Annotated in this window: 22 protein-coding genes; 13 read left to right on the top strand and 9 right to left on the bottom strand. The window is 69.7% G+C overall.

Translation table 11 applies throughout. The features are described 5' to 3' along the window. The first annotated feature begins 135 nt into the window (after positions 1-135). The 4 genes from H9Y04_RS02185 to H9Y04_RS02200 all read left to right on the top strand — a co-directional run bounded on the left by H9Y04_RS02185 (position 136) and on the right by H9Y04_RS02200 (position 4908). The gene (locus H9Y04_RS02185) at positions 136-1356 is read left to right on the top strand and encodes an acetyl-CoA C-acetyltransferase (RefSeq protein ID WP_187811914.1); all 1221 of its coding nucleotides are present in this window, start codon (positions 136-138) and stop codon (positions 1354-1356) included. 47 nt (positions 1357-1403) lie between these two features. After that, positions 1404-2360, top strand: coding sequence for a methylmalonyl Co-A mutase-associated GTPase MeaB (gene meaB / locus H9Y04_RS02190; RefSeq protein WP_187811915.1), 957 nt, complete (start codon positions 1404-1406; stop codon positions 2358-2360). Between the two features lie 455 nt (positions 2361-2815). Beyond that, positions 2816-3484 carry a response regulator transcription factor gene (locus tag H9Y04_RS02195; RefSeq protein WP_187811916.1) on the top strand — a complete coding sequence of 223 codons (669 nt, stop codon included), beginning with the start codon at positions 2816-2818 and terminating at the stop codon, positions 3482-3484. Continuing rightward, the gene (locus H9Y04_RS02200) at positions 3484-4908 is read left to right on the top strand and encodes a sensor histidine kinase (protein WP_187811917.1); all 1425 of its coding nucleotides are present in this window, start codon (positions 3484-3486) and stop codon (positions 4906-4908) included. The genes H9Y04_RS02195 and H9Y04_RS02200 overlap by 1 nt, the downstream gene beginning before the upstream one ends. Here H9Y04_RS02200 and H9Y04_RS02205 read toward each other — a convergent pair. The 4 genes from H9Y04_RS02205 to H9Y04_RS02220 all read right to left on the bottom strand — a co-directional run bounded on the left by H9Y04_RS02205 (position 4905) and on the right by H9Y04_RS02220 (position 7543). Next, on the bottom strand, positions 4905-5384 hold the full coding sequence (locus H9Y04_RS02205) for a MarR family winged helix-turn-helix transcriptional regulator (RefSeq protein ID WP_187811918.1): 480 nt from the start codon (positions 5382-5384) through the stop codon (positions 4905-4907). The genes H9Y04_RS02200 and H9Y04_RS02205 overlap by 4 nt on opposite strands. Positions 5385-5472: 88 nt before the next feature. Next, positions 5473-6246 carry an AIM24 family protein gene (locus H9Y04_RS02210; protein ID WP_187812116.1) on the bottom strand — a complete coding sequence of 258 codons (774 nt, stop codon included), beginning with the start codon at positions 6244-6246 and terminating at the stop codon, positions 5473-5475. An 8-nt stretch (positions 6247-6254) separates the two neighbouring features. Further along, complete coding sequence (locus H9Y04_RS02215; protein WP_187811919.1) at positions 6255-6905, bottom strand: AIM24 family protein; 651 nt, start codon at positions 6903-6905, stop codon at positions 6255-6257. Beyond that, positions 6905-7543: an AIM24 family protein gene (locus H9Y04_RS02220; protein WP_187811920.1), complete on the bottom strand. Its 639-nt coding sequence runs from the start codon at positions 7541-7543 to the stop codon at positions 6905-6907. The genes H9Y04_RS02215 and H9Y04_RS02220 overlap by 1 nt, the downstream gene beginning before the upstream one ends. A 98-nt stretch (positions 7544-7641) precedes the next feature. On the opposite strand from H9Y04_RS02220, the gene H9Y04_RS02225 reads away from it, so the two are divergent. The 7 genes from H9Y04_RS02225 to glxA all read left to right on the top strand — a co-directional run bounded on the left by H9Y04_RS02225 (position 7642) and on the right by glxA (position 14543). Beyond that, a complete protein-coding gene (locus H9Y04_RS02225; RefSeq protein ID WP_187811921.1) occupies positions 7642-7986 on the top strand; it encodes a DUF3817 domain-containing protein in 345 nt (114 codons plus the stop codon). Next, complete coding sequence (locus tag H9Y04_RS02230; RefSeq protein WP_187811922.1) at positions 7983-8279, top strand: MTH1187 family thiamine-binding protein; 297 nt, start codon at positions 7983-7985, stop codon at positions 8277-8279. The genes H9Y04_RS02225 and H9Y04_RS02230 overlap by 4 nt, the downstream gene beginning before the upstream one ends. Before the next feature lie 136 nt (positions 8280-8415). After that, complete coding sequence (locus H9Y04_RS02235) at positions 8416-9213, top strand: hypothetical protein (protein WP_187811923.1); 798 nt, start codon at positions 8416-8418, stop codon at positions 9211-9213. Next, the gene (locus H9Y04_RS02240) at positions 9210-9890 is read left to right on the top strand and encodes a DUF4166 domain-containing protein (protein WP_187811924.1); all 681 of its coding nucleotides are present in this window, start codon (positions 9210-9212) and stop codon (positions 9888-9890) included. Before H9Y04_RS02235 ends, H9Y04_RS02240 begins: the two co-directional genes overlap by 4 nt. Then, positions 9887-10585 (top strand): TetR family transcriptional regulator, encoded by a 699-nt coding sequence (locus tag H9Y04_RS02245; protein ID WP_187811925.1) that lies wholly within the window; start codon positions 9887-9889, stop codon positions 10583-10585. The genes H9Y04_RS02240 and H9Y04_RS02245 overlap by 4 nt, the downstream gene beginning before the upstream one ends. A gap of 160 nt (positions 10586-10745) precedes the next feature. Further along, positions 10746-12581, top strand: a complete 1836-nt coding sequence (locus H9Y04_RS02250) for a glycosyltransferase family 2 protein (RefSeq protein WP_187811926.1) — start codon at positions 10746-10748, stop codon at positions 12579-12581. A 3-nt stretch (positions 12582-12584) separates the two neighbouring features. Beyond that, positions 12585-14543 carry a radical copper oxidase GlxA gene (gene glxA, locus H9Y04_RS02255; protein ID WP_187811927.1) on the top strand — a complete coding sequence of 653 codons (1959 nt, stop codon included), beginning with the start codon at positions 12585-12587 and terminating at the stop codon, positions 14541-14543. A gap of 74 nt (positions 14544-14617) precedes the next feature. On the opposite strand, the gene H9Y04_RS02260 is transcribed toward glxA, so the two are convergent. The 3 genes from H9Y04_RS02260 to H9Y04_RS02270 all read right to left on the bottom strand — a co-directional run bounded on the left by H9Y04_RS02260 (position 14618) and on the right by H9Y04_RS02270 (position 17944). Continuing rightward, positions 14618-15658, bottom strand: coding sequence for a glycoside hydrolase family 6 protein (locus tag H9Y04_RS02260; protein WP_187811928.1), 1041 nt, complete (start codon positions 15656-15658; stop codon positions 14618-14620). Between the two features lie 161 nt (positions 15659-15819). After that, positions 15820-17520 (bottom strand): coenzyme B12-dependent isobutyryl-CoA mutase large subunit, encoded by a 1701-nt coding sequence (icmA, locus tag H9Y04_RS02265; protein ID WP_187811929.1) that lies wholly within the window; start codon positions 17518-17520, stop codon positions 15820-15822. An 82-nt stretch (positions 17521-17602) separates the two neighbouring features. Next, a complete protein-coding gene (locus H9Y04_RS02270) occupies positions 17603-17944 on the bottom strand; it encodes a DUF3817 domain-containing protein (protein ID WP_187811930.1) in 342 nt (113 codons plus the stop codon). 95 nt (positions 17945-18039) lie between these two features. Here H9Y04_RS02270 and H9Y04_RS02275 point away from each other — a divergent pair, with 95 nt between their 5' ends. Beyond that, the gene (locus H9Y04_RS02275) at positions 18040-18375 is read left to right on the top strand and encodes a hypothetical protein (protein WP_187811931.1); all 336 of its coding nucleotides are present in this window, start codon (positions 18040-18042) and stop codon (positions 18373-18375) included. A gap of 4 nt (positions 18376-18379) precedes the next feature. On the opposite strand, the gene H9Y04_RS02280 is transcribed toward H9Y04_RS02275, so the two are convergent. Then, the gene (locus H9Y04_RS02280) at positions 18380-18889 is read right to left on the bottom strand and encodes a MarR family winged helix-turn-helix transcriptional regulator (protein ID WP_187811932.1); all 510 of its coding nucleotides are present in this window, start codon (positions 18887-18889) and stop codon (positions 18380-18382) included. Positions 18890-19013: 124 nt separating this feature from the next. Next, the gene (locus H9Y04_RS02285) at positions 19014-19916 is read right to left on the bottom strand and encodes a LysR family transcriptional regulator (RefSeq protein WP_187811933.1); all 903 of its coding nucleotides are present in this window, start codon (positions 19914-19916) and stop codon (positions 19014-19016) included. 166 nt (positions 19917-20082) lie between these two features. On the opposite strand from H9Y04_RS02285, the gene H9Y04_RS02290 reads away from it, so the two are divergent. Further along, the gene (locus tag H9Y04_RS02290; protein ID WP_187811934.1) at positions 20083-21018 is read left to right on the top strand and encodes an EamA family transporter; all 936 of its coding nucleotides are present in this window, start codon (positions 20083-20085) and stop codon (positions 21016-21018) included. Positions 21019-21025: the final 7 nt, after the last annotated feature.

Genomic DNA, 21025 nt, shown 5'->3' on the forward strand with positions numbered 1-21025 from the left:
CCAGTGCAGCGCCTGGAGCCGCGATTACGCAACGTGCGCGCGATCACACTCTCGGCCCGGTGACCGGGGCGGGTACTCGTCAGTACATTGCAAGTAAACCCTCGTTCACTCCTCATCTCCTAGGGGCCAAGCCTCATGACTGGAACGTCCGGAACTTCTGGAACGAACAGCACGACTTCGGTGATCGTCTCTGGGGCCCGCACCCCCATGGGCCGTCTGCTCGGCTCGCTCAAGTCCTTCTCGGGAGCCGACCTCGGCGGCTTCGCGATCAAGGCCGCGCTCGAGCGGGCGGGCATCGGCGGTGACCAGGTCCAGTACGTGATCATGGGTCAGGTGCTTCAGGCCGGGGCAGGGCAGATCCCGGCACGCCAGGCCGCCGTCAAGGCGGGCATCCCGATGAACGTCCCCGCGCTGACCGTCAACAAGGTCTGCCTCTCCGGCCTCGACGCGATCGCGCTCGCCGACCAGCTGATCCGCGCCGGCGAGTTCGACATCGTGGTCGCGGGCGGCCAGGAGTCGATGACCAACGCGCCCCACCTGCTGCCGAAGTCCCGTGAGGGCTACAAGTACGGCGCGATCGAGATGCTCGACTCGATGGCGTACGACGGCCTGACCGACTCCTTCGAGGGCATCGCGATGGGCGAGTCCACGGAGAAGCACAACACCCGTCTGGGCCTCGGCCGCGCCGAGCAGGACGAGATCGGTGCGCTCTCCCACCAGCGCGCGGCGGCCGCGCAGGCCAACGGCGTCTTCGAGGCCGAGATCACCCCCGTCGAGATCCCGCAGCGCAAGGGCGACGCGGTCATCTTCAGCAAGGACGAGGGCATCCGCCCGGAGACCACCGCCGAGTCCCTCGGCAAGCTGCGTCCGGCCTTCTCGAAGGACGGCACGATCACGGCGGGCACCGCCTCGCAGATCTCCGACGGTGCGGCGGCGGTCGTGGTGATGAGCAAGACCAAGGCCATCGAGCTGGGTCTGCAGTGGATCGCGGAGATCGGCGCGCACGGCAATGTCGCGGGCCCGGACAACTCGCTGCAGTCGCAGCCGTCCAACGCGATCCAGCACGCGGTCAAGAAGGAGGGCATCTCGGTCGAGGACCTCGACCTCATCGAGATCAACGAGGCCTTCGCGGCGGTCGCGGTCCAGTCAATGAAGGACCTCGGTGTGACCCCGGAAAAGGTGAACGTCAACGGCGGCGCGATTGCCCTCGGCCACCCGATCGGCATGTCCGGCGCGCGTCTCGTGCTCCACCTGGCGCTCGAGCTCAAGCGGCGCGGCGGCGGTGTGGGTGCGGCCGCGCTGTGCGGCGGCGGCGGTCAGGGTGACGCGCTGATCGTGCGGGTACCCAAGGCCTGAGGTACCGCTCGTCCTTCTCGTACGCGTACGAACGAACTGGAGCTGTGATGCACGACGTCCCCTCGCTGGTGGCTCAGGCGCGGGAGGGCAGGCCGCGTGCGGTCGCCCGGCTGATCTCGCTGGTCGAGGGGGCGTCGCCGCAGCTCCGTGAGGTGATGGCGGCGCTCGCGCCGCTGACCGGCCATGCGTACGTGGTCGGCCTCACCGGCTCGCCCGGTGTCGGCAAGTCGACCTCGACCTCGGCGCTCGTGACCGCGTATCGGCGGGCGGGCAAACGGGTCGGAGTGCTCGCGGTGGACCCCTCGTCGCCGTTCTCGGGCGGTGCGCTGCTCGGCGACCGGATCCGGATGGCGGATCACGCCTCGGATCCGGGGGTCTACATCCGCTCGATGGCCACCCGCGGCCATCTGGGCGGCCTCGCGTGGGCCGCGCCCCAGGCGATCCGCGTCCTGGACGCGGCCGGCTGCGACGTCGTGCTCGTCGAGACGGTCGGCGTCGGCCAGTCCGAGGTGGAGATCGCCTCGCAGGCGGACACGTCGGTGGTGCTGCTCGCGCCCGGGATGGGCGACGGGATCCAGGCGGCGAAGGCCGGAATCCTGGAGATCGGCGATGTGTACGTGGTGAACAAGGCGGACCGCGACGGTGCGGATTCGACGGTCCGTGAGCTCAACCACATGCTGGGCCTGGGGGAGTCCCGGGGCCCCGGCGACTGGCGGCCCCCGATCGTGAAGACCGTCGCGTCCCGTGCGGAGGGCGTCGACGAGGTGGTCGAGGCGCTGGAGAAGCACCGCGCGTGGATGGAGGAGCGCGGCGTACTCGCCGAACGCCGCGCCGCCCGTGCCGCCCGCGAGGTCGAGACCATCGCGGTCACGGCGCTGCGCGAGCGGATCGCGGACCTGCGGGGTGACCAGCGTCTGGGCGTGCTGGCCGACCGGGTCGCGTCGGGTTCCCTGGACCCCTACGCCGCGGCGGACGAACTGGTCTCGGGGCTGACGCAGGGCTGATTTTCTCCCCACCCCGCCCCTTCCCGAAACCGGGGGCTCCGCCCCCGGACCCCCTTTGTCCTCAAACGCCGGACGGGCTGGGATTGCCGGACCGAGCGGGATTTCCAGCCCCTGCGGCGATTGAGCAGATCCGAACGAAGTTCGGATGCCGGGGTCCGGGGCGGAGCCCCCACGCGGCGGAGCCGCAAATGTCACAGCCGGGAAGGGGCGGGGTGGGGGAGAAGGCCCGCCGCAGGCGCAACGGCGCCGCAGACCGCGGCGAACCGGCACCCGCGGTCGGGCGGGGGCTCCGCCCCCTGCACCCCCGTACGGGAGCCGAAGCCGCACCTCCGTACGGGAGCCGAAGCCGCACCTCCGTACGGGAGCCGAAGCCGTACCTCCGTACGGGAGCCGAAGCCGCACCTCCGCAAGGAAGCCTGAAGATCCCTTCAGCCACGGTTTGTCATTCTTGACGTATGCGCCTGCTGATCGTCGAGGACGAAAGACGTCTCGCCCTGTCCCTCGCCAAGGGCCTCACCGCCGAGGGCTACGCCGTGGACGTCGTGCACGACGGGCTCGAAGGGCTGCACCGGGCGAGCGAGACCGCGTACGACCTGCTCGTGCTCGACATCATGCTGCCCGGTATGAACGGCTACCGGGTGTGCGGAGCCCTGCGCGCCGCCGGCAACGACGTGCCGATCCTCATGCTGACCGCCAAGGACGGCGAGTACGACGAGGCCGAGGGGCTCGACACCGGGGCCGACGACTATCTGACCAAGCCCTTCTCGTACGTCGTGCTCGTGGCCCGGATCAAGGCGCTGCTGCGCAGGCGCGGGAGTGCGCAGAGCGCGAACCCGGTGATCACCCTCGGCGAGCTCAAGGTCGACACCGCCGCGCGCCGCGTGCACCGGCAGGACGACGAGATCACGCTCACCACCAAGGAGTTCGCGGTCCTCGAACAGCTCGCCACCCGCGTCGGCGAGGTCGTCTCCAAGGCCGAGATCCTCGAGCACGTGTGGGACTTCGCGTACGAGGGCGACCCCAACATCGTCGAGGTGTACATCAGCACCCTGCGCCGCAAGCTCGGTGCCCAGCTGATCAAGACCGTGCGCGGCGCCGGCTACCGACTCGAGGCCGGTCAGTGATGAGGCGCTTCTTCTCCTCCGTACGCGCCCGCGCCGCACTCGGCGCGACCGCCGTCGTCGCCGTCGCCCTGATCGGCGCGGGGACGGCCGTCTTCCTGTCCCTGCGCGCCAACCTCACCGAACAGGCCTCGTCCCAGGCCGAGTCCGCCGCCCGCCGCGTCGCGGCCCAGCTCGCCGCCGGCACCCCATACGCGAATCTCGAACTCCCCGACGGCGAGGACCACCCGGTCCAGGTGATCGACCGCGAGGACCGGCTGCGCGCCGCCAGCGAGGACCTGGAGGACATCACCGGCACGGGTGTCGCCGCCGTGGTGCCGCGCCCCTCGCTCGCCCCCGACGGGGACGAGGAGGAGGACGACCGCGACGAGAGCGACCCGGACGTGGGCGAGATCTCCGACCGCGCCTGGTACGCCAGTGGTCAGGCGACCGTGGACGGCGAGACGGGCAAGTACCAGTTCGCCGCGGTCGAGGTGACCACCCGCGACGACACCACCGTCACCGTCTACGCGGGCGCCCCGCTCAGCGCCACCGACGGCGCCGCGAGCACCGCCCTGACCTCGATGCTGATCGGCCTGCCCGCGCTCGTCCTGATCGTCGGCGGTGTCACGTGGCTCGCCACCCAGCGCGCCCTGCGCCCGGTGGAGGACATCCGCCAGGAGATGGCCGCGATCACCGCGTCGGAGGATCTGAGCCGCCGGGTGCCCGAGCCGGACACGCACGACGAGATCGCCCGGCTCGCGAAGACCACCAACGAGACGCTTTCCGCCCTGGAGGCGAGCGTCGAGCGGCAGCGGCGCTTCGTCGCCGACGCCTCGCACGAGCTGCGCAGTCCGATCGCGTCCCTGCGCACCCAGCTCGAAGTGGCCGCCGCGCACCCGGAGTTGCTCGACCTGGACGGCGCGGTGGAGGACACCGTACGGCTGCAGGGCCTGGCCGCCGATCTGCTGCTGCTCGCGCGCCTGGACGCGGGGGAGCGGCCCTCGGACGCGCGGGTCGACCTCACGGCGCTGGTGCGCGAGGAGGTCTCGCAGCGGACCGCCGACCGGATTCCCGTACGGGTGCACGCGGATGAGAGCGTCGAAGTGAGCGGATCGCGCGGCCAGTTGGCGCGGGTGCTCGGCAACCTCGTCGACAACGCGCAGCGCCACGCCCGTTCCCGTATCACCGTGACGCTGAGCCGCGAAGGCGAGCGGGCGCTGCTGACCGTCGCCGACGACGGCGCGGGCGTGCCCGAGGACGAACGCGAGCGCATCTTCGAGCGCTTCGTGCGCCTCGACGACGCCCGCACGCGTGACGAAGGCGGCGCCGGGCTCGGGCTCGCGATCGCCCGTGATGTGGTGGAGCGCCACTCCGGCCGGCTGAGTGTCGGCGACTCTCCGGACGGCGGGGCGCTCTTCAGGGTCGAACTGCCCCTGGCGGGTTAGGACTTGCCGCGCTGCGCGTGCAGGTGCTCGGCGATCGGCGTGAGCGTGGTACGCAGGGCGGCGAGCGCCTCCGGGGACATCAGGTCGATGTAGTGCTTGCGCACCGAGGCGACATGGTGCGGCGCGACCTTCTTCATGGTCGCGTGCCCCTCGTCGGTGAGCACCGCGTACAGACCGCGGCGGTCGGACTCGCAGTTCTCGCGGCGGACGAGTCCGGCGTTCTCCATCCGCGTGATCTGGTGCGAGAGCCGGCTCTTGGACTGCAGGGTCGCGGTGGCCAGATCGCTCATCCGCATCCGCAGGTCCTCGGACTCGGAGAGATTGACGAGGATCTCGTAGTCGTTCATGGTCAGGCCGAACGGCTGCAGATCCTTTTCCATCTGGTAGGTCAGGAGCCGGTTCACGGCGAGATAGGTGCGCCAGGCGCACTGCTCGTCCTCGGTGAGCCAGCGGGGGGTGGCGTTCTCGGTCTCCATGAATCGATTCTACCTAGAAAGTTGAATTACGAACCATCTGCGGACCATCAGTGGGGCGACGTCACACTCCGCAGACTACCGTCGCCCCTCAGAGCCCGAACCGCCGCTGCAGATCTCCGAGCTGCCCCGGCATCCGCGGCACCCCGGACTGACCCGGCGTCCCGTGCCCGCCGGGCACCCCCGCCTGCTGCGGCACATGCCCCGTCGCCTGCTCGGCCATGAGCGCCTCGCTGGACTGCAGCAGTACGGTGCCGGCCCCGACGAACTCGAACTGGTGCTCCTCGCCGGAGGCGCCGCCGAGCCCGGTCAGCGCCCGTACGCCGCCCATCACGCCCGACATGTAGCCGTGGTCGTAGTGGTGGCAGGGCGAGGGGCAGTCCGCCCAGCCGACGAGCGCCTGCGGGTCCACGCGGATCGGCGGCTCCATGAAGACCACGGGACCGTTGGACGCGGCCACGAACTTGCCGGTGCCGATCAGCGTCAGGAAGCCCGGCACGATCGACTGCTTGAGCGCGAGGGTGGGCTGGTAGGCGAGCAGGTTGCCGGATCGGATCGTGAGATTGCCGTTGTCCAGGTCGTACGAGTTCACGTCGAAGGACCGGTCGGCGAGCAGCATCTTGCCGCTGCCCTGGGCCACCACCCAGTCGCTGGCGTGCAGCGGCGAGTGGAAGGACGTACGGACCAGACGGTCGAGCCGTCCGTGCCCGATGCCGTTGAACTCGATCGACCCGTAATAGGCGATCATCTTCCCCTTCTGCAGGAACCACTGGCTCCCCTTGAGCTCCACGCAGAAGGTGTACGCATTGACGTTGTCGTCCGACGGCAGGGTCATCGGGTCGTGGACCACAGGGCCACCGGGCATATGGGGGTTCACAGCTTCTCCTCCGAGGCCTGGACGTACACCGCACCGTTGCCGGACAGCTCCAGCTGGAACGCCTCACCCGAGCCGCGGCCCACCATGTCGCGCCAGCCGAGCGCGGTGGACAGCTTGTTGCGGACGTCGCCGTGGTGGGCGACATAGGCCTGCGGGTCGACATGGACCGGGCGCTGCGGGGTGATCGGGATCTCGATGACACCGCCGTGCGCCATCACCGCGACCGCGCCATGGCCTTTCAAAGTGGTCGTGAACAGGCCCTGCCCGGTCACCTGGCCGCGCACCATGCCCATGACCCCGCCCTGCGAGCCCATGAACATCGTGCCCTGCTGCAGCGTCCCGTCGAACGCGAGCAGCCGGTCGGCCTCCACGTACAACGTGTCGCCGGTCAGCTGGATCACCTGGATGTGGTGGCCGCCGTGGCCGAACATCACGGTGCCGCTGCCCTCGACCGTCATCAGCGGGGTGGCCTCGCCGGCCACGCGCCGGCCGATCATCGAGGCGATACCGCCCTGGCCGCCCTGGATGTTGGGCGTGAAGGACACCTCGCCCTTGTACGCGAGCATCGCGCCGCGCTGGGAGAAGAGCTTCTGGCCGGGGCCGACGGTGGCCTCGATCATCTTGGAGTTGATCTCGCGGAACGGCATCAGACATCGCCCCCGATGGTGTTCCGCTCGCTCGGCTGCACGTAGACGAGACCGTCGCCCTCGAAGCGGACCTGGAAGGCCTCGCCACCGCCCTCGCCCATGAAAGTGCGGAAGGTCACACCGGACTGGAAGGACTGGCTGACGTTGCCCTGGTGCGCGATGTACGCGCCCGGGTCGACGATCAGCGGGTACTGCGGGGTCACGCGCAGGACCACGGCCGGACCGTCGGACATCAGGGCCGCCTGGCCCGTGCCCTCGATCGTCGTCGTGAACAGGCCGTTGCCCGAGGTCGCGCCGCGCATGCCGGTGAAGGTCGTGCCCGTACGCAGCCCGGCGTCCGTGGCCAGCAGATTGCTGGCCTCGACGTAGAGCTTGTCGTTGTGGAGGTTGACGAGGTTGATCTCGGAGGCGCGGTCGGCGAAGAAGCACGTGCCGTGCCCCTTCACCTCCATCAGCACCATCTGTTCGCCGGTGAGCCGGCGCGTGACCATGCCACGCAGCCCCTCGCCGCCGCCGGAGAGTTTCTTGAACGCCATCTGGCCGTCGTAGGCGACCATCGAGCCGTTCTTCGCCTTCACGGCGTCGCCGGACATGTCGACGGCGAGCACCTTGCTGCCTTGGAGTCGGAACGTTGCCACGCGCCGACGTTAGCCGGACAGGCATACCCGCCGACAGGGGCAGAAGTCGGATCCGTACCCTGAGAGGACCCTGACCCCTGTCTCGAAGGTGCCCTCCCGTGGACATCAAGACCGCCTCCGCGCTCAGCCGTCTCCGACTCGTCTCCGCGCCGGAGGCCGTGTCCTTCCTGCTGCTGCTCGTCTGCTCGGTGCTCAAGCGCACCACCGATTTCAACGCCGTCCCGGTGATGGGCGCGATCCACGGCCTGCTCTTCGTCCTGTACGTGCTGTTCTGGCTGGACGCCTGGAACCGCACCAAGTGGGACCTGAAGACCGCCGCACTGTACTTCGTGCTCTCCGTGCTGCCCTTCGGCGGCTTCTACGCCGAGCGCAAGCTCAAGCGTGAGGCCGAGTCCGCGGTGATCGCCTCGCGCGCCCGCAAGGAAGGCGTGGTCGGCGCATGATCGTCGCGTTCTCGGTCACACCGCTCGGTGTCGGCGAAGAGGTCGGGGAGTACGTCGCCGACGCCGTCCGTGTCGTGCGCGACTCCGGGCTCCCGTACCGCACCGACGCGATGTTCACCTCCGTCGAGGGCGAGTCCTGGGACGAGGTGATGGAGGTGATCAAGCGCGCGGTCGCCGCCGTCGAGGCGCGGGCGCCGCGGGTGTCGGTCGTGATGAAGGCGGACATCCGCCCGGGCGTGAGCGACGGCCTGACGTCGAAGGCCGAGACGGTGCAGCGGTATCTGAACCGGTAGCCGGTCCCTTTTTGCGGTGAACCCCGGTCCTCATGGGCCGGGGTTCTCTCGTACCCCCTCTTTGAGCACTCGCTCAAGGAGCGTGTACCTTCCTGTTGAGCACTCGCTCAACAAGTACTTCACCAGGGGGTTCGGCATGACGACGAGCAAGGGGCTTTACGTCGAGGCCCGGATACGGGTCGACATGGACGAGCTCTGGGACCACACGCAGGACCCGGCGCTGCACCAGCGCTGGGACCTTCGCTTCGGGTCGATCGAGTACCTCCCGAAGGCCTCGCAGGACGAGCCGCAGCACTTTCGCTACGCGACGCGGCTGCTGCCCGGCCTGACTGTCGCCGGCGCCGGGATCAGCGCGGGCGAGAAGCGCCGCCCCGACGGCACCCAGACCTCCGCGCTGCGCTTCTCCTCGCCGCACCCGCTCTCGCTCCTTAAGGAGGGCAGCGGCTACTGGCGTTACGTGCCCGACGGCGACGGCGTCCGCTTCCTCACCGGCTACGACTACACGCCGCGCTGGGGCCGCTTCGGCAGGGCCGCCGACCGCTGCGTGTTCCGCCCGCTGATGGGCTGGGCCACGGCCTGGTCCTTCGACCGCCTGCGGCTGTGGCTGGAGGAGGGCATCACGCCGCGGTGGTCCCTGGTGCACTGGCTCACCGAGATGCTGATGCGGGCGCTGCTGCTCGCGTCCCTGCTCGGCCTGTTCGTGGTCTTCGCCCTCCAGCCGATGGTCTTCCTGCTTGCCTCCGGTTATGTGGACTTCGGCGTGCTGTTCTTCGTCTTCGCGATCGTCGGCATCCCGTCGGTCCTCGCCGCGCTGCTCCTGCGGCTGCCCCCACTGCCCTTCACACCCGCCGCCCGCCGCTGCGCCCGCACCCCGGACGCCGCGGCCCGCGCCCCCCGACTGCTGACCGCACTGCCCCAGGAGAACGCCCGATGACCTCGATCTTCCGTACCGTCATGGGCGCCGGCTTCGAGCGCCTCCACCCCCAGCTGCAGCGCCGCTTCTCGGTGGGGCTCGCAAGCGGCGAGGCCTGCTTCGGCACCGGCGTGATGGACCGCATCTGGCATGGCGGCGCCTGGGTCAAGCCCTTCCTCGCGCTCGGCACCACACGCAACATCCTGGTGCCGCGCGAAGGACGGGGCGTCCCCTTCACCATCGAGAACGTGCCGTACACCGACGACTACGGCCGTGAGACGGTGAGCTTCGTGCGCACCTTCCGCCTCCCCGACGGAACCCGCCGCTTCGACGCCCAGATGGTGCTCGGACCGCGCGGCGACCGCATCCTCGACTACCTCGGCACGCATCAGCACCTCGCGTCCGACCTGCACCTGTCCACGGACGGCAAGGGCGGACTCGTGATCCGCTCGGGCATCCACCGCTTCCGCGAGGGACCGGTCGATGTCCGGGTGCCCTCGCTGATCGGCGGCGACGCCGAGGTCAGGGAGTCGTTCGACGAGGAGAGCGGCCGCTTCCGTATCCGGGTGCGCGTGACGAACCGCCACTTCGGGCCCCTCTTCGGATACGAGGGTTCCTTCACGGCCGCCCATCGCGAGGTCCGCCACTGCGGCGTGCGGCCCGGCCTGCGCCCCGTACGGGAAGAGGCCCGCGCATGACGCCCCGTAAGCAGGCCGGGTCCGCCTCGGCGGACAAGTCCGCCGAGGCCAAGGCGGCCAAGAGCGCCGAGACCAAGCAGAAGCTGATCGACGGGGCGCTGAAGACCCTGATCGAGCAGGGGATCGCGAAGGCCTCCGCGCGGACGATCGCGGCCGCCGCCGGGGTGAACCAGGCGCTGGTCTTCTACCACTTCGGCTCGGTGGACGAACTGCTCGCGGCCGCCTGCCGCCAGGGCTCGCAGGAGCGCGTCGCCCTCTACCGCGACCGGCTCGACAAGATCTCCACCCTCTCGGAACTGCTCGCCTTCGGACGCGAGATGCACGAGCAGGAGCGGGCCACCGGCCATGTGGCCGTGCTCGCCCAGCTCCTGGCCGGCGCCCAGACCCATCAGCCGCTCGCGCCCGCCACGGCCGCCGGGCTCGATCTGTGGATCGCCGAGATCGAGAAGGTCCTGGTCAGGGTCCTGAGCGCGAGCCCGCTCGGCGAGTTCGCCGATCCGGTGGGGCTCGCGCGGGCCGTGAGCGCCTCCTTCGTCGGCATCGAGCTGTACGAGGGCGTCGACCCCGCGGGCGCCGAACGCGCCCTGGCCGCGATCGAGCAGCTGTCGGTGCTCGCCACCGCCGTCGAGGACCTCGGACCCCTCGCCCAGCGCGCGGTGCGCCATCGGCTGCGACGGTCCACTCGCTCCGTGTGATCGCAACTCACGGGCCTCTCAAGCACTCCGTACAGGATCAAAAAGCGCACGCTCGGCCCCCTCCGGTCTCCCTCCGGTCGACACGCCCGGATTTCTCCTCTTTTGTAGGGGTATTGGCTCGTTCGATCAGGGCGATCGCAACGATCTCGAGGAGGGCGCCGTGCGGCCGGAGGGCTACGACTACGACACCCACAGCCGGATAGCCGGGCCGCTCACCGAGCCGGACGGAGCCGCCTACCGGGTGCAGTACACGAAGCTTCTCTCGCGTGAGCCGCATCGAATACGCGCTGTCCTGCTGATGACGCTGGCGCCGGTCCTGACCGGCATCCTGCTCGTCTATCTGGTCTGGCCCACGCACTGGACGAAGCGCGAGGGCGGCGACCAATGGCTGGTCTATCTCGACGTCACGATGCTCGTGGCGATCGGACTGATCGAGCTGTTCATGCTGATCAACGTGGTCTCGATCGCCCACGCGACGATGGTCGCCCGCGATCCGATACCCGTACGGGCCGAGCCCGGCACCCGTGTCGCCTTTCTGACGACCTATGTGCCCGGCAAGGAACCCATATCCATGGTGCGCGGCACCCTCGAAGGCGCCATGAAGATGCGCCACGACGGTCACCTGGACGTCTGGCTGCTCGACGAGGGCGACGATCCCGAGGCGAAGGCGCTCTGCGCCGAACTCGGGGTGCGGCACTTCACGCGCAAGGGCGTCCCGGAGTGGAACCGCGACAAGGGCGTCCACAAGGCGAAGACCAAGCACGGGAACTACAACGCGTGGCTGGCCATGCACGGCAAGGACTACGAGTTCTTCGCCTCGGTCGACACCGACCACGTCCCGATGCCCAACTTCCTGGAGCGGATGCTCGGTTACTTCCGTGACCCGGACATCGCCTTCGTGGTCGGGCCGCAGGTCTACGGGAACTACCAGCCGGCCGTCACCAAGGCGGCGGAATCCCAGCAGTTCCTCTTCCACGCGCTGATCCAGCGGGCGGGCAACCGCTACAAGGCCCCGATGTTCGTGGGCACCAACAACGCCGTACGGATCGCCGCGGTCAAGCAGGTCGGCGGGCTCTACGACTCGATCACCGAGGACATGGCCACCGGCTTCGAACTGCACCGCACCAAGAACCCGCTCACCGGCCACCACTGGCGCTCCGTCTACACCCCGGACGTGCTCGCGGTCGGCGAGGGCCCGGAATCCTGGACGGACTTCTTCACCCAGCAGATGCGCTGGTCGCGCGGCACGTACGAGACCCTCATCAAGCAGTACTGGCGGGCCCCGTTCAAGATGCCCCTCGGGCGGCTCTTCAACTACTCGCTGATGCTGGTCTACTACCCCATGACGGCCGTCAACTGGGTGCTCGGCATCCTCAGTTGTGTGCTGTTCCTGTGGTTCGGTGCCTCCGGTACGCAGGTCGCCGCCTCCATCTGGCTGATGCTCTACAGCGACGCGGCCGCGCTCCAGGTGGGCCTGTACCTGTGGAACCGCCGCCACAACGTCTCGCCCCACGAGCCGGAAGGCTCCGGCGGCCTCGCGGGCATGGCGATGTCCGCGTTGTCCGCTCCGATCTACGCCAAGTCCCTGGGCGAGGCGGTGCTTCGCCGCCCGAGCCGGTTCGTCGTCACGCCCAAGGGCGGCGACGCCTCCCCGGACCGGGTGCTCACCTTCCGTATCCATCTCTTCTGGGCCGCGATCCTCGCATCGTCCCTGGTCGCGTCCTTCGTACTCGGCCATACTCATGTGGCGATGCGCACCTGGGCCACGCTCGCTCTGGTGATCTCGCTGGCGCCGGTCGCGGTCTGGGCCTTCGGCGAAGTGGGCCGGCGGCGCGCCCTGCGGGCCGCCAAGCCCGCGGCGGAGGCGGCTCCCGCGCTCGCCACGAGCGCCGTGAACGGGTCCGCGCAGCTGACCAAGGCCAGTGTCACCACCGGTGTTTCCTCGGGCGTCTCCAGCGGTTCGACGGTGTCCAGCAGCACGACAGGAGGCAACTGAGTCATGCCCTTCTCACCGACCAAGCGGCAGAAGAAGACGGTGATGGGCGCCGGAGCCGTCGTGCTGCTCGCCGGTCTGAACGCTCCCGCGGCCGTGGGCTTCGCCGAGGAGCAGTACCACGACTACAAGATCTCCCAGCCCGGCTACAAGAAGAAGTACGGCTCCTGGAACACGGTCGACGTGCCGAAGGAGTACCGGACGAACGCCATCCACGCGGCGCTCCTGCACACCGGCAAGGTGCTGATCGTCGCGGGCTCCGGCAACAGCCAGAAGAACTTCGACGCGGGCACCTTCGACACCGTCCTGTGGAACCCGGCCGACAACTCCTTCAAGAAGATCCCCACCCCCGAGGACTTCTTCTGCTCCGGCCACACCCAACTCGCCGACGGACGGCTCCTGGTGGCGGGCGGCACCGCGCGCTACGAGGTGCTCGACGGGGCGGTCACCCGGGCCGGCGGCCTGATGCGGGTGAAGAACGAGAGCCCCGACAAGGAAGTGACCCTCAAGAAGGGCACCCGCTTCCGCTCGCCCTCAGGCGCCGAGTACGTCAGCCGCTTCGACGTGAAGATCCCCAAGGCGAAGCGCAAGTTCGACATCTCGTACACGAAGAGCGGGGCGATGAAGCCCTGGAAGACCAAGGTGCTCGCCGCCGAGGAGCGGGTCTTCGTCGAGGCCGTGCAGGAAGGCCCGGGATCGGTCACCAAGAAGCAGGCGCAGTACGAGATCGTCGGTCTGAAGGGCAAGGACGCGGACAACGTCTACGGCCTCACCGAGAAGATCGACATGGAGAAGCAGGACTTCCAGGGGATCAGGGCCGCCTACGAGTTCGACCCGGTGGCCGAGAAGTACATCCCGGTCGACCCGATGGCGAAGGCCCGCTGGTACCCCACCCTGGTCACGCTCCAGGACGGCAAGGTGCTCGCGGTCTCCGGGCTCGACGAGGTCGGCGTGGTCGACCCCGGCGACAACGAGATCTACGACCCGGCCACCAAGAAGTGGAAGAAGGGCCCCTTCCGCTACTTCCCCACGTATCCCGCGCTCTTCCTCACCAAGGGCGGCAAGCTCTTCTACCCGGCCTCCAATGCGGGCTACGGGCCTGCAGAGAAGGGCCGCGAGCCCGGCCTGTGGGACCTGGAGAAGAACACCTTCCAGAAGGTCCCCGGCCTGGAGGACCTCGACCAGACCGAGACCTCCGCGTCCGTGCTCCTGCCGCCCGCGCAGGACCAGAAGGTGATGATCCTCGGCGGCGGCGGGGTCGGCGAGTCCGAGAAGTCCACCGCCCGCACGGCCGTGATCGACCTCAAGGAGGACAATCCGTCCTTCAAGACCGGCGCCCCGCTCCCGCAGGGCACGCGCTACCTCAACAGCGTGCTCATGCCGGACGACTCCGTCTTCACCAGCGGCGGCTCCTACGACTACCGCGGGCGCGGCGCCTCCAACATCCTCAAGGCCCAGTTCTACGATCCGGCCGCCGACCGCTTCCGTACGGCCGCCGAGCCCACCGTGGGGCGCAACTACCACTCCGAGGCGCTGCTCCTGCCCGACGGACGGGTGGCGACCTTCGGGTCCGACTCGCTGTTCGGCGACAAGGACAACACCAAGCTCGGCAAGTTCGAGCAGCGGATGGAGGTCTACACGCCGCCGTATCTGTACCGCGACAAGGAGAACCGGCCGCAGCTCACCGACGGGCCGCGGGAGCCCGATGAGAAGGGGAAGGCGACCTTCAAGTCCCCGGCGCCCGACAAGATCGTCAAGGCGCGGCTGATGCGGCCGAGCGCGGTCACGCACACCACGGATGTCGAACAGCGCTCCGTCGCCCTGGACATGACCAAGACCAAGGACTCCGTCACGGTCACCGTGCCGAAGGACCGGACCCTGGTCCCGCCCGGCTGGTACATGGTCTTCGGCGTGGACGGCGAGGGCACGCCGTCCGAGGCGCAGTGGATCCACGTGGCGAAGTAGCCACGCACCGGATCCTCCCGTACGAAACGGCCCGTCCCCTCTGGCGAGAGGGGGACGGGCCGTTTCCTGTGCCGCTACTTGGAGTTGCGGGCGAGACCGAGCGCGTAGTCCGGCCACCACTTGCCGGCCGGCGGGCCGCCGCGGCACTCGCCGTCCGACTCACCGGGCCGCTTGATCCACAGGAGCGCGTCCACCAGCTTCTCGCCGGTCTTCGTCGTCGGCGCGGCACCGAGCGCGCGCCCCGGCGGGTTGCACCAGGCCTCGCCGCCGCGGCCGGGCAGCGGGCCGTTGCCGTTGCGGCTGGTGTCGATCACGAAGTGCTTGTTGCCGACGAGCGCGGAGAGCTTCTTGCCGTACGCGATGTTCTCGGCGGTCGGCTGGAAGTTGGACACATTGAGCGCGAAGCCGTCGGCCTGCGCGATGCCCGAACGCCACAGCGGCTGCGCGAGGTTCCCCGGGTTCCTGATCCAGTCCGGGTTGCCGGCGTCCAGATAGACCTTGGTGTTGGGCTGCTTCTTCAGCCGGGCGACCGCCTCGGAGATCAGCCGGAAGCGCTGCTCGTGGTACTCGTACGGGGTGCAGCCGTCCGCCACGTGCGGCAGGGCGTCCGGCTCCAGGATGACGATGGCCTTCTTGTCCTCGATGTTGTCGGCGAAGGCGCCGATCCACTGCCGGTAGAACGCCTCGCTGTGCGCACCGCCGGCCGAGTGCTGGCCGCAGTCGCGGTGCGGGATGTTGTACGCGACGAGCACCATCGTGCTGTTGGTCTTCGCGGCTCCCTCGCGCGCGGCCTTGATCTGCCAGCCCGGCTCGTCGCCCGCGGGCCAGACGGCGAGCGGCCGGTCGGCGATCCGCCGGAGCACCTCCGCGTCCGAGGCGCGGCCGCTTTGCTGCCACTGCTTGACCTGCTGGGCGGCCGGACTGTTGGGATCCACCCAGAACGGTGTGCCGGCCGGCTTCTGCGGCGACTGGACGAGGGCGGCCTCGCGGGCGTCGGAGGCTTGGCCGGCGTCCTTGGTGCCGCCGGAACAGGCGGTGGCCAGGGCGAGTGACGCGGTGGCTGCGGCGGCGATGGCCAGCCTGCCGCGGATCCTGCGGGCGTTGCGGGCGGTCATCCGGACCCCTTGAGGACGGTCGCATGGGACCGGGCAATCGTTACATAACGGACAGGAGTCGGCAGGTCACGACACCTGTCCGGGGTACGGAGGGAGAGGGCGAGGGGGCACGGCAACGGGGCGCCGCCCGAAGGCGACGCCCCGCCGAAGTGGCACCCGGCTCAGAACCCGGCCGGCTCCGTGTACACGCCCCACTCGTCCCGCAGGACCCCGCAGATCTCGCCGAGTGTGGCCTCGGCCCGTACCGCCTCGATCATCGGCACGATCATGTTGGAGCCGTCCCGCGCCGAGGCGAGCATCGCGTCCAGGGCGGCCCGCACCTTCGCCTCGTCCCGGCCGGCCTTGCGGTCGCCGAGCAGGCGCACCTGCTCGCGCTCCACCTCGTGCGAGACCCGCAGGATCTCCAGGTCACCGGTGACCGAGCCGGTGTGGCAGTTCACGCCGACGACCCGCTTGTCGCCCTTCTCGACCGAGCGCTGGTACTGGAAGGCCGACTCGGCGATCTCGCCCGTGAACCAGCCGTCCTCGATCCCGCGCAGAATGCCGGAGGTGATCGGGCCGATCGGGTGCTGACCGTCCGGGTGCGCCCGCAGACCGCGCTCCTTGATCTGCTCGAAGATCTTCTCGGCGTCCGCCTCGATCCGGTCCGTGAGCTGCTCGATGTACCAGGAGCCGCCCAGCGGGTCCGCCACATTGGCGACGCCGGTCTCCTCCATGAGCACTTGCTGCGTGCGCAGCGCGATCTCCGCGGCTTGCTCGCTCGGCAGCGCGAGTGTCTCGTCGAGCGCGTTGGTGTGCAGCGAGTTCGTCCCGCCGAGCACGGCCGCGAGCGCCTCCACGGCCGTCCGCACCACGTTGTTGTACGGCTGCTGCGCGGTCAGCGAGACACCGGCGGTCTGCGTGTGGAATCGCAGCCACTGCGCCTTGTCGGACTTCGCCCCGTAGACCTCCTTCACCCAGCGGGCCCAAATGCGCCGGGCCGCACGGAACTTGGCGATCTCCTCGAAGAAGTCCACATGCGCGTCGAAGAAGAAGGACAGACCGGGCGCGAAGACATCCACGTCCAGGCCGCGGCTCAGACCCAGCTCCACGTAACCGAAGCCGTCCGCGAGCGTGTACGCCAGCTCCTGCGCCGCCGTCGCCCCCGCCTCGCGGATGTGATAGCCGGAGACGGAAAGCGGCTTGTACGCGGGGATCCCGGCGGAGGTGTACTCCATCAGGTCGCCGATCAGACGCAGATGCGGCTCGGGCTGGAAGAGCCACTCCTTCTGCGCGATGTACTCCTTGAAGATGTCCGTCTGCAGCGTGCCGTTGAGCACGGCCGGGTCCACGCCCTGCCGCTCGGCCGCGACCAGGTACATGCAGAAGACCGGGACGGCCGGGCCGCTGATGGTCATCGAGGTGGTGACGTCGCCGAGCGGGATGTCCTTGAACAGGACCTCCATGTCGGCGGCCGAGTCGATGGCCACACCGCAGTGCCCGACCTCGCCGAGCGAGCGCGGGTCGTCGGAGTCGCGGCCCATCAGGGTCGGCATGTCGAACGCGACGGACAGACCGCCGCCGCCGTTCGCCAGGATCATCTTGTAGCGCTCGTTGGTCTGCTCGGCGTTGCCGAAGCCGGCGAACTGGCGGATGGTCCAGGTCCGGCCGCGGTAGCCCGTCGCGTGCAGACCGCGCGTGTACGGGTATTCGCCGGGCCATCCGATGCGCTCGAAGCCCTCGTACGTATCGCCCGGGCGCGGTCCGTAGACCGGCTCGACCTCGTCGCCGGAGAGCGTGGTGAAGTCCGCGTCCCGCTTGCGGGCCTTGTCGTACCTGGCCTGCCAGCGGCGGCGGCCCTCTTCGATGGCGTCAGCGTCCATACTCTCGAATTTACTAGGACGTCCTAGTAAATGTCGATGGCCGACCCCCGTGGCGCGCGCCACGGGGGATGTCGGCGGTTGGCTAGGCCTTGGCGACCGCGGCGTCGTCGTCCTCGGTGAAGAGGGGCTCGAGCTCGCGGGAGACCTTGCGCTCCACGAAGAAGGCGGCGGTCGGGATCGTGCCCGCGATCAGCACCCACAGCTGCTTGCCCACCGGCCACTTGGCCTTGGAGCCCAGGTCGAAGGCCATGACCAGGTACACGACGTACAGCCAGCCGTGCGCGATGCTGACGACCTTGGTGAAGTCCGCGGCGCCGTCCATGTCCAGGGCGTACTTGCCGATCATGCCGAAGGTCAGCAGGACGAGCAGGACACCGGTGATGTAGGCGAGGGCGCGGTAGCGGGTCAGGACGCTGCGTTTCATGGCATCGAGCGTAACTGCCCGCTTTGTGTGATCTTTGCGAGGGTGCTGCCCGGCAGACGGCTGCTCCGTGGGCGGAGCACCGGCAGACTAGGTGCGTGATCCGCAGCGACCTTGAATCCGCGCTCGCTCGGGACGCCGGCCCTTCCGCACGAGCCGCCCGCCTTGCGCTTCATGGCGGCGCGAACTTCGAGCTGTTGTCCGAAGGGCATCACGCGACCTCCGCCCAGCAGCTCTGGGCGACCTGGGCCTTGCGGCACCAGGCGATGCTCGAGACCGGTGTCGTGCCGCCACCGGGACAGGCCGAAGCCGTTGACGAACTTCAGGCCGCCGGAACATCTCTTGTCCATCTCGCGAAGATCGTCAGCCCGCAGCGGCGCTTCGTGGTCTCCCTCGCAGAGGACCTCACGCGCTGCATCGCCTGCATGGGCTGAAGACTCAGCGTTCTTCGAAGTCCGCTGCCGCGACCCTCAGCGGGCGCAGCATCGCGAAGATTTCGCCGCATTCCTCCGCGTCGTACACGCCGAGGCCGAAGTCCATCGCCATCAGGTCGCGGGTGGCTGATTCGACCACCTCGCGGCCCTTGTCGGTGATGGAGGCGAGCGTGCCGCGGCCGTCGTTGGGGTTGGGGCGCTTGGCGACCAGGCCCGACTTCACCAGGCGGTCGACCGTGTTCGTCACCGAGGTGGGGTGCACCATGAGGCGCTCGCCGATCTTCGACATCGGCAGTTCGCCGGCCTTGGAGAAGGTGAGCAGCACCAGCGCCTCGTAGCGCGCGAAGGTCAGTCCGTACGGCTTGACCACCGCGTCGACCTCGGCGAGCAGGATCTGGTGGGCGCGCATGATCGAGGTGATCGCGGCCATCGAGGGCACCGTTCCCCAGCGCTGCTTCCAGAGTTCGTCGGCTCGGGCGATGGGGTCGAAGGGGAGGCTGAGCGGCTTCGGCACGCCCTTGACCTTACCGGGCGGTCACATCGTGGCCAGTGCCGTCTCGAAGTTCGGTCGCTTCCCCCCTGTGGCCGGGCGGCAGAGGCGGTCTCGGCCAGGCGCGGCACGGGCCGGCGGGCCGCGCTCAGGCGGTGTGCGCCCAGTGCTTGCGCAGCAGGTCCACCGTGACCGTGATCCCCGGCCGCCGTGCCGCGCCCGTCCGCCACAGCGCGTAAAGCCGGCGCACCGGCGCCGGCCGGATCGCGACCGCGCGGACTCCGTCCGGCAGCGGACCGCGCCCGAGCCGCGGGACGAGGGCGATGCCGAGTCCGGCTGCCACCAGGGCCAGTTGGGTGTGGTACTCGGCCGCCTGATGCGCGAGGTGCGGCTCGCAGCCCGCCGCCCGCATCGTGCGCACCAGCCAGTCGTGGCAGACGGTCCCCGGCGGCTGGCAGATCCAGCGCTCGCCGGCCAGGTCCTCCCGGCGTACGGATTCCCGCGCGGCCAGCGGGTGTGCCTCGGGCACCAGGAGGTCGCAGTGGTCGTCGCCGATCACCGCCTGTTCCACGCCTTCCGGTGACGGCAGCGGCGCGATGTCCCAGTCGTGGGCGACGGCGACGTCGAGCATGCCGCGGGTCACCAGGTCGACGGAGAGATGCGGGTCCACCTCGCTCAGCCGTACGTCGAGGCCGGGGTGCTCCCGGGCGAGCGCGGCGAGTACCCCGGGGAGCAGGCCGCGGGCCGCCGTGGAGAAGGCGCCGATGGTGAGCAGGCCCGTCGGCTTGCCGCGGCGCTCTTCGAGCGTGGTCTCCGCGCGCTCCACGATGGCGAGCAACTCCTGTGCGGCGGTGGCCAGATGCTGTGCCTCGTCGGTCAGCGCCACACCGCGGCCCCGCCGTTCGAGCAGAGTCGTGCGGGTCTCCCGCTCCAGCTTGGTGATCTGCTGCGAGACGGCGGACGGGGTGTAGCCGAGCGCGAGGGCCGCGGCGGCGACCGAACCGTGCACGGAGACGGCGTGCAGTGCGCGCAGTCGTCCCAGATCGAGCATGAGCGCCTCCCGGGCGGGTGGTTGAGCGGACGCAGGGCCGCTGCTCGTCAGCCGTCATGCGGAAGCCGGCGGCCTTCCTTCAGCCGTCATACGTAAGCAACTCTGAATTCAACCATGAAGAAATCCGCGCTGGTGCTACATGGTCGTGCTCGCCGATGCTCGGGGCATGCGCCCCGTCCACGTAAGCCTCGCCGTCCTCGTCGCCGCCGTCTGGGGCGTGAACTTCGTCGTCATCGAGCTCGGTCTCGGGCATTTCCCGCCGCTGCTCTTCTCCGCCCTGCGCTTCCTCGTCGCCGCGCTGCCCGCCGTGTTCTTCGTGGGCCGGCCCAAGGTCGCCTGGAAGTGGGTGATCGGGGTCGGACTCGCCCTGGGGGTGGCCAAGTTCGGGCTCCTCTTCATCGGCATGGACCGGGGAATGCCCGCCGGTCTCTCCTCGCTCGTCCTGCAGATCCAGGCCGTCTTCACGGCGGTGTTCGCGGCGGTGCTGCTGCGCGAGCGCCCCGGCCGCGTACGGATCGCGGGCATGACCGTCGCGCTCGCCGGGATCGCGCTCGCGGCCGTCGACGAGGGGACGTCGGGGCCGGTCCTCGCGTTCGTGCTCGTCATCGCGGCCGCGGCCTGCTGGGGCGTCTCGAACGTGCTGACCCGCAAGGCCTCGCCGCCGGACGCGCTCAACTTCATGATCTGGGTGTCCGTGGTCCCCGTACTGCCGCTGCTCGGCCTGTCCCTCGTGTTCGAGGGGCCCGACGCGGACCTGGCGGCTCTGCGGGCGCTCGACTGGAGCGGCGTCGGGGCGCTCGTCTATGTCGCCTGGGGTGCGACCGTCTTCGGGTTCGGCGCCTGGGGCTTCCTGCTGCGCCGCTATCCCGCCTCGGCCGTGGCGCCCTTCTCCCTGCTCGTCCCGGTCTTCGGGATGTCCTCGGCGGCGCTGCTGCTCGACGAGTCGGTGAGCCCGCTGCGGTGGGGCGCCGCGGTGCTGCTCGTCGGCGGGGTGGCGCTCACCTCGCTGGCCAAGGCGAGGAGCGCGCCGCCCGCCTCGGCCCCGTCGTTGCGTGCGGCCCCCGTCGCGGAGCCGCCCGCCGTGGAGCGCTCTCAGGTGTGAGCGCTCC

The sequence above is a fragment of the Streptomyces polyasparticus genome (assembly GCF_014493765.1).
Classification (GTDB): domain Bacteria; phylum Actinomycetota; class Actinomycetes; order Streptomycetales; family Streptomycetaceae; genus Streptomyces; species Streptomyces polyasparticus.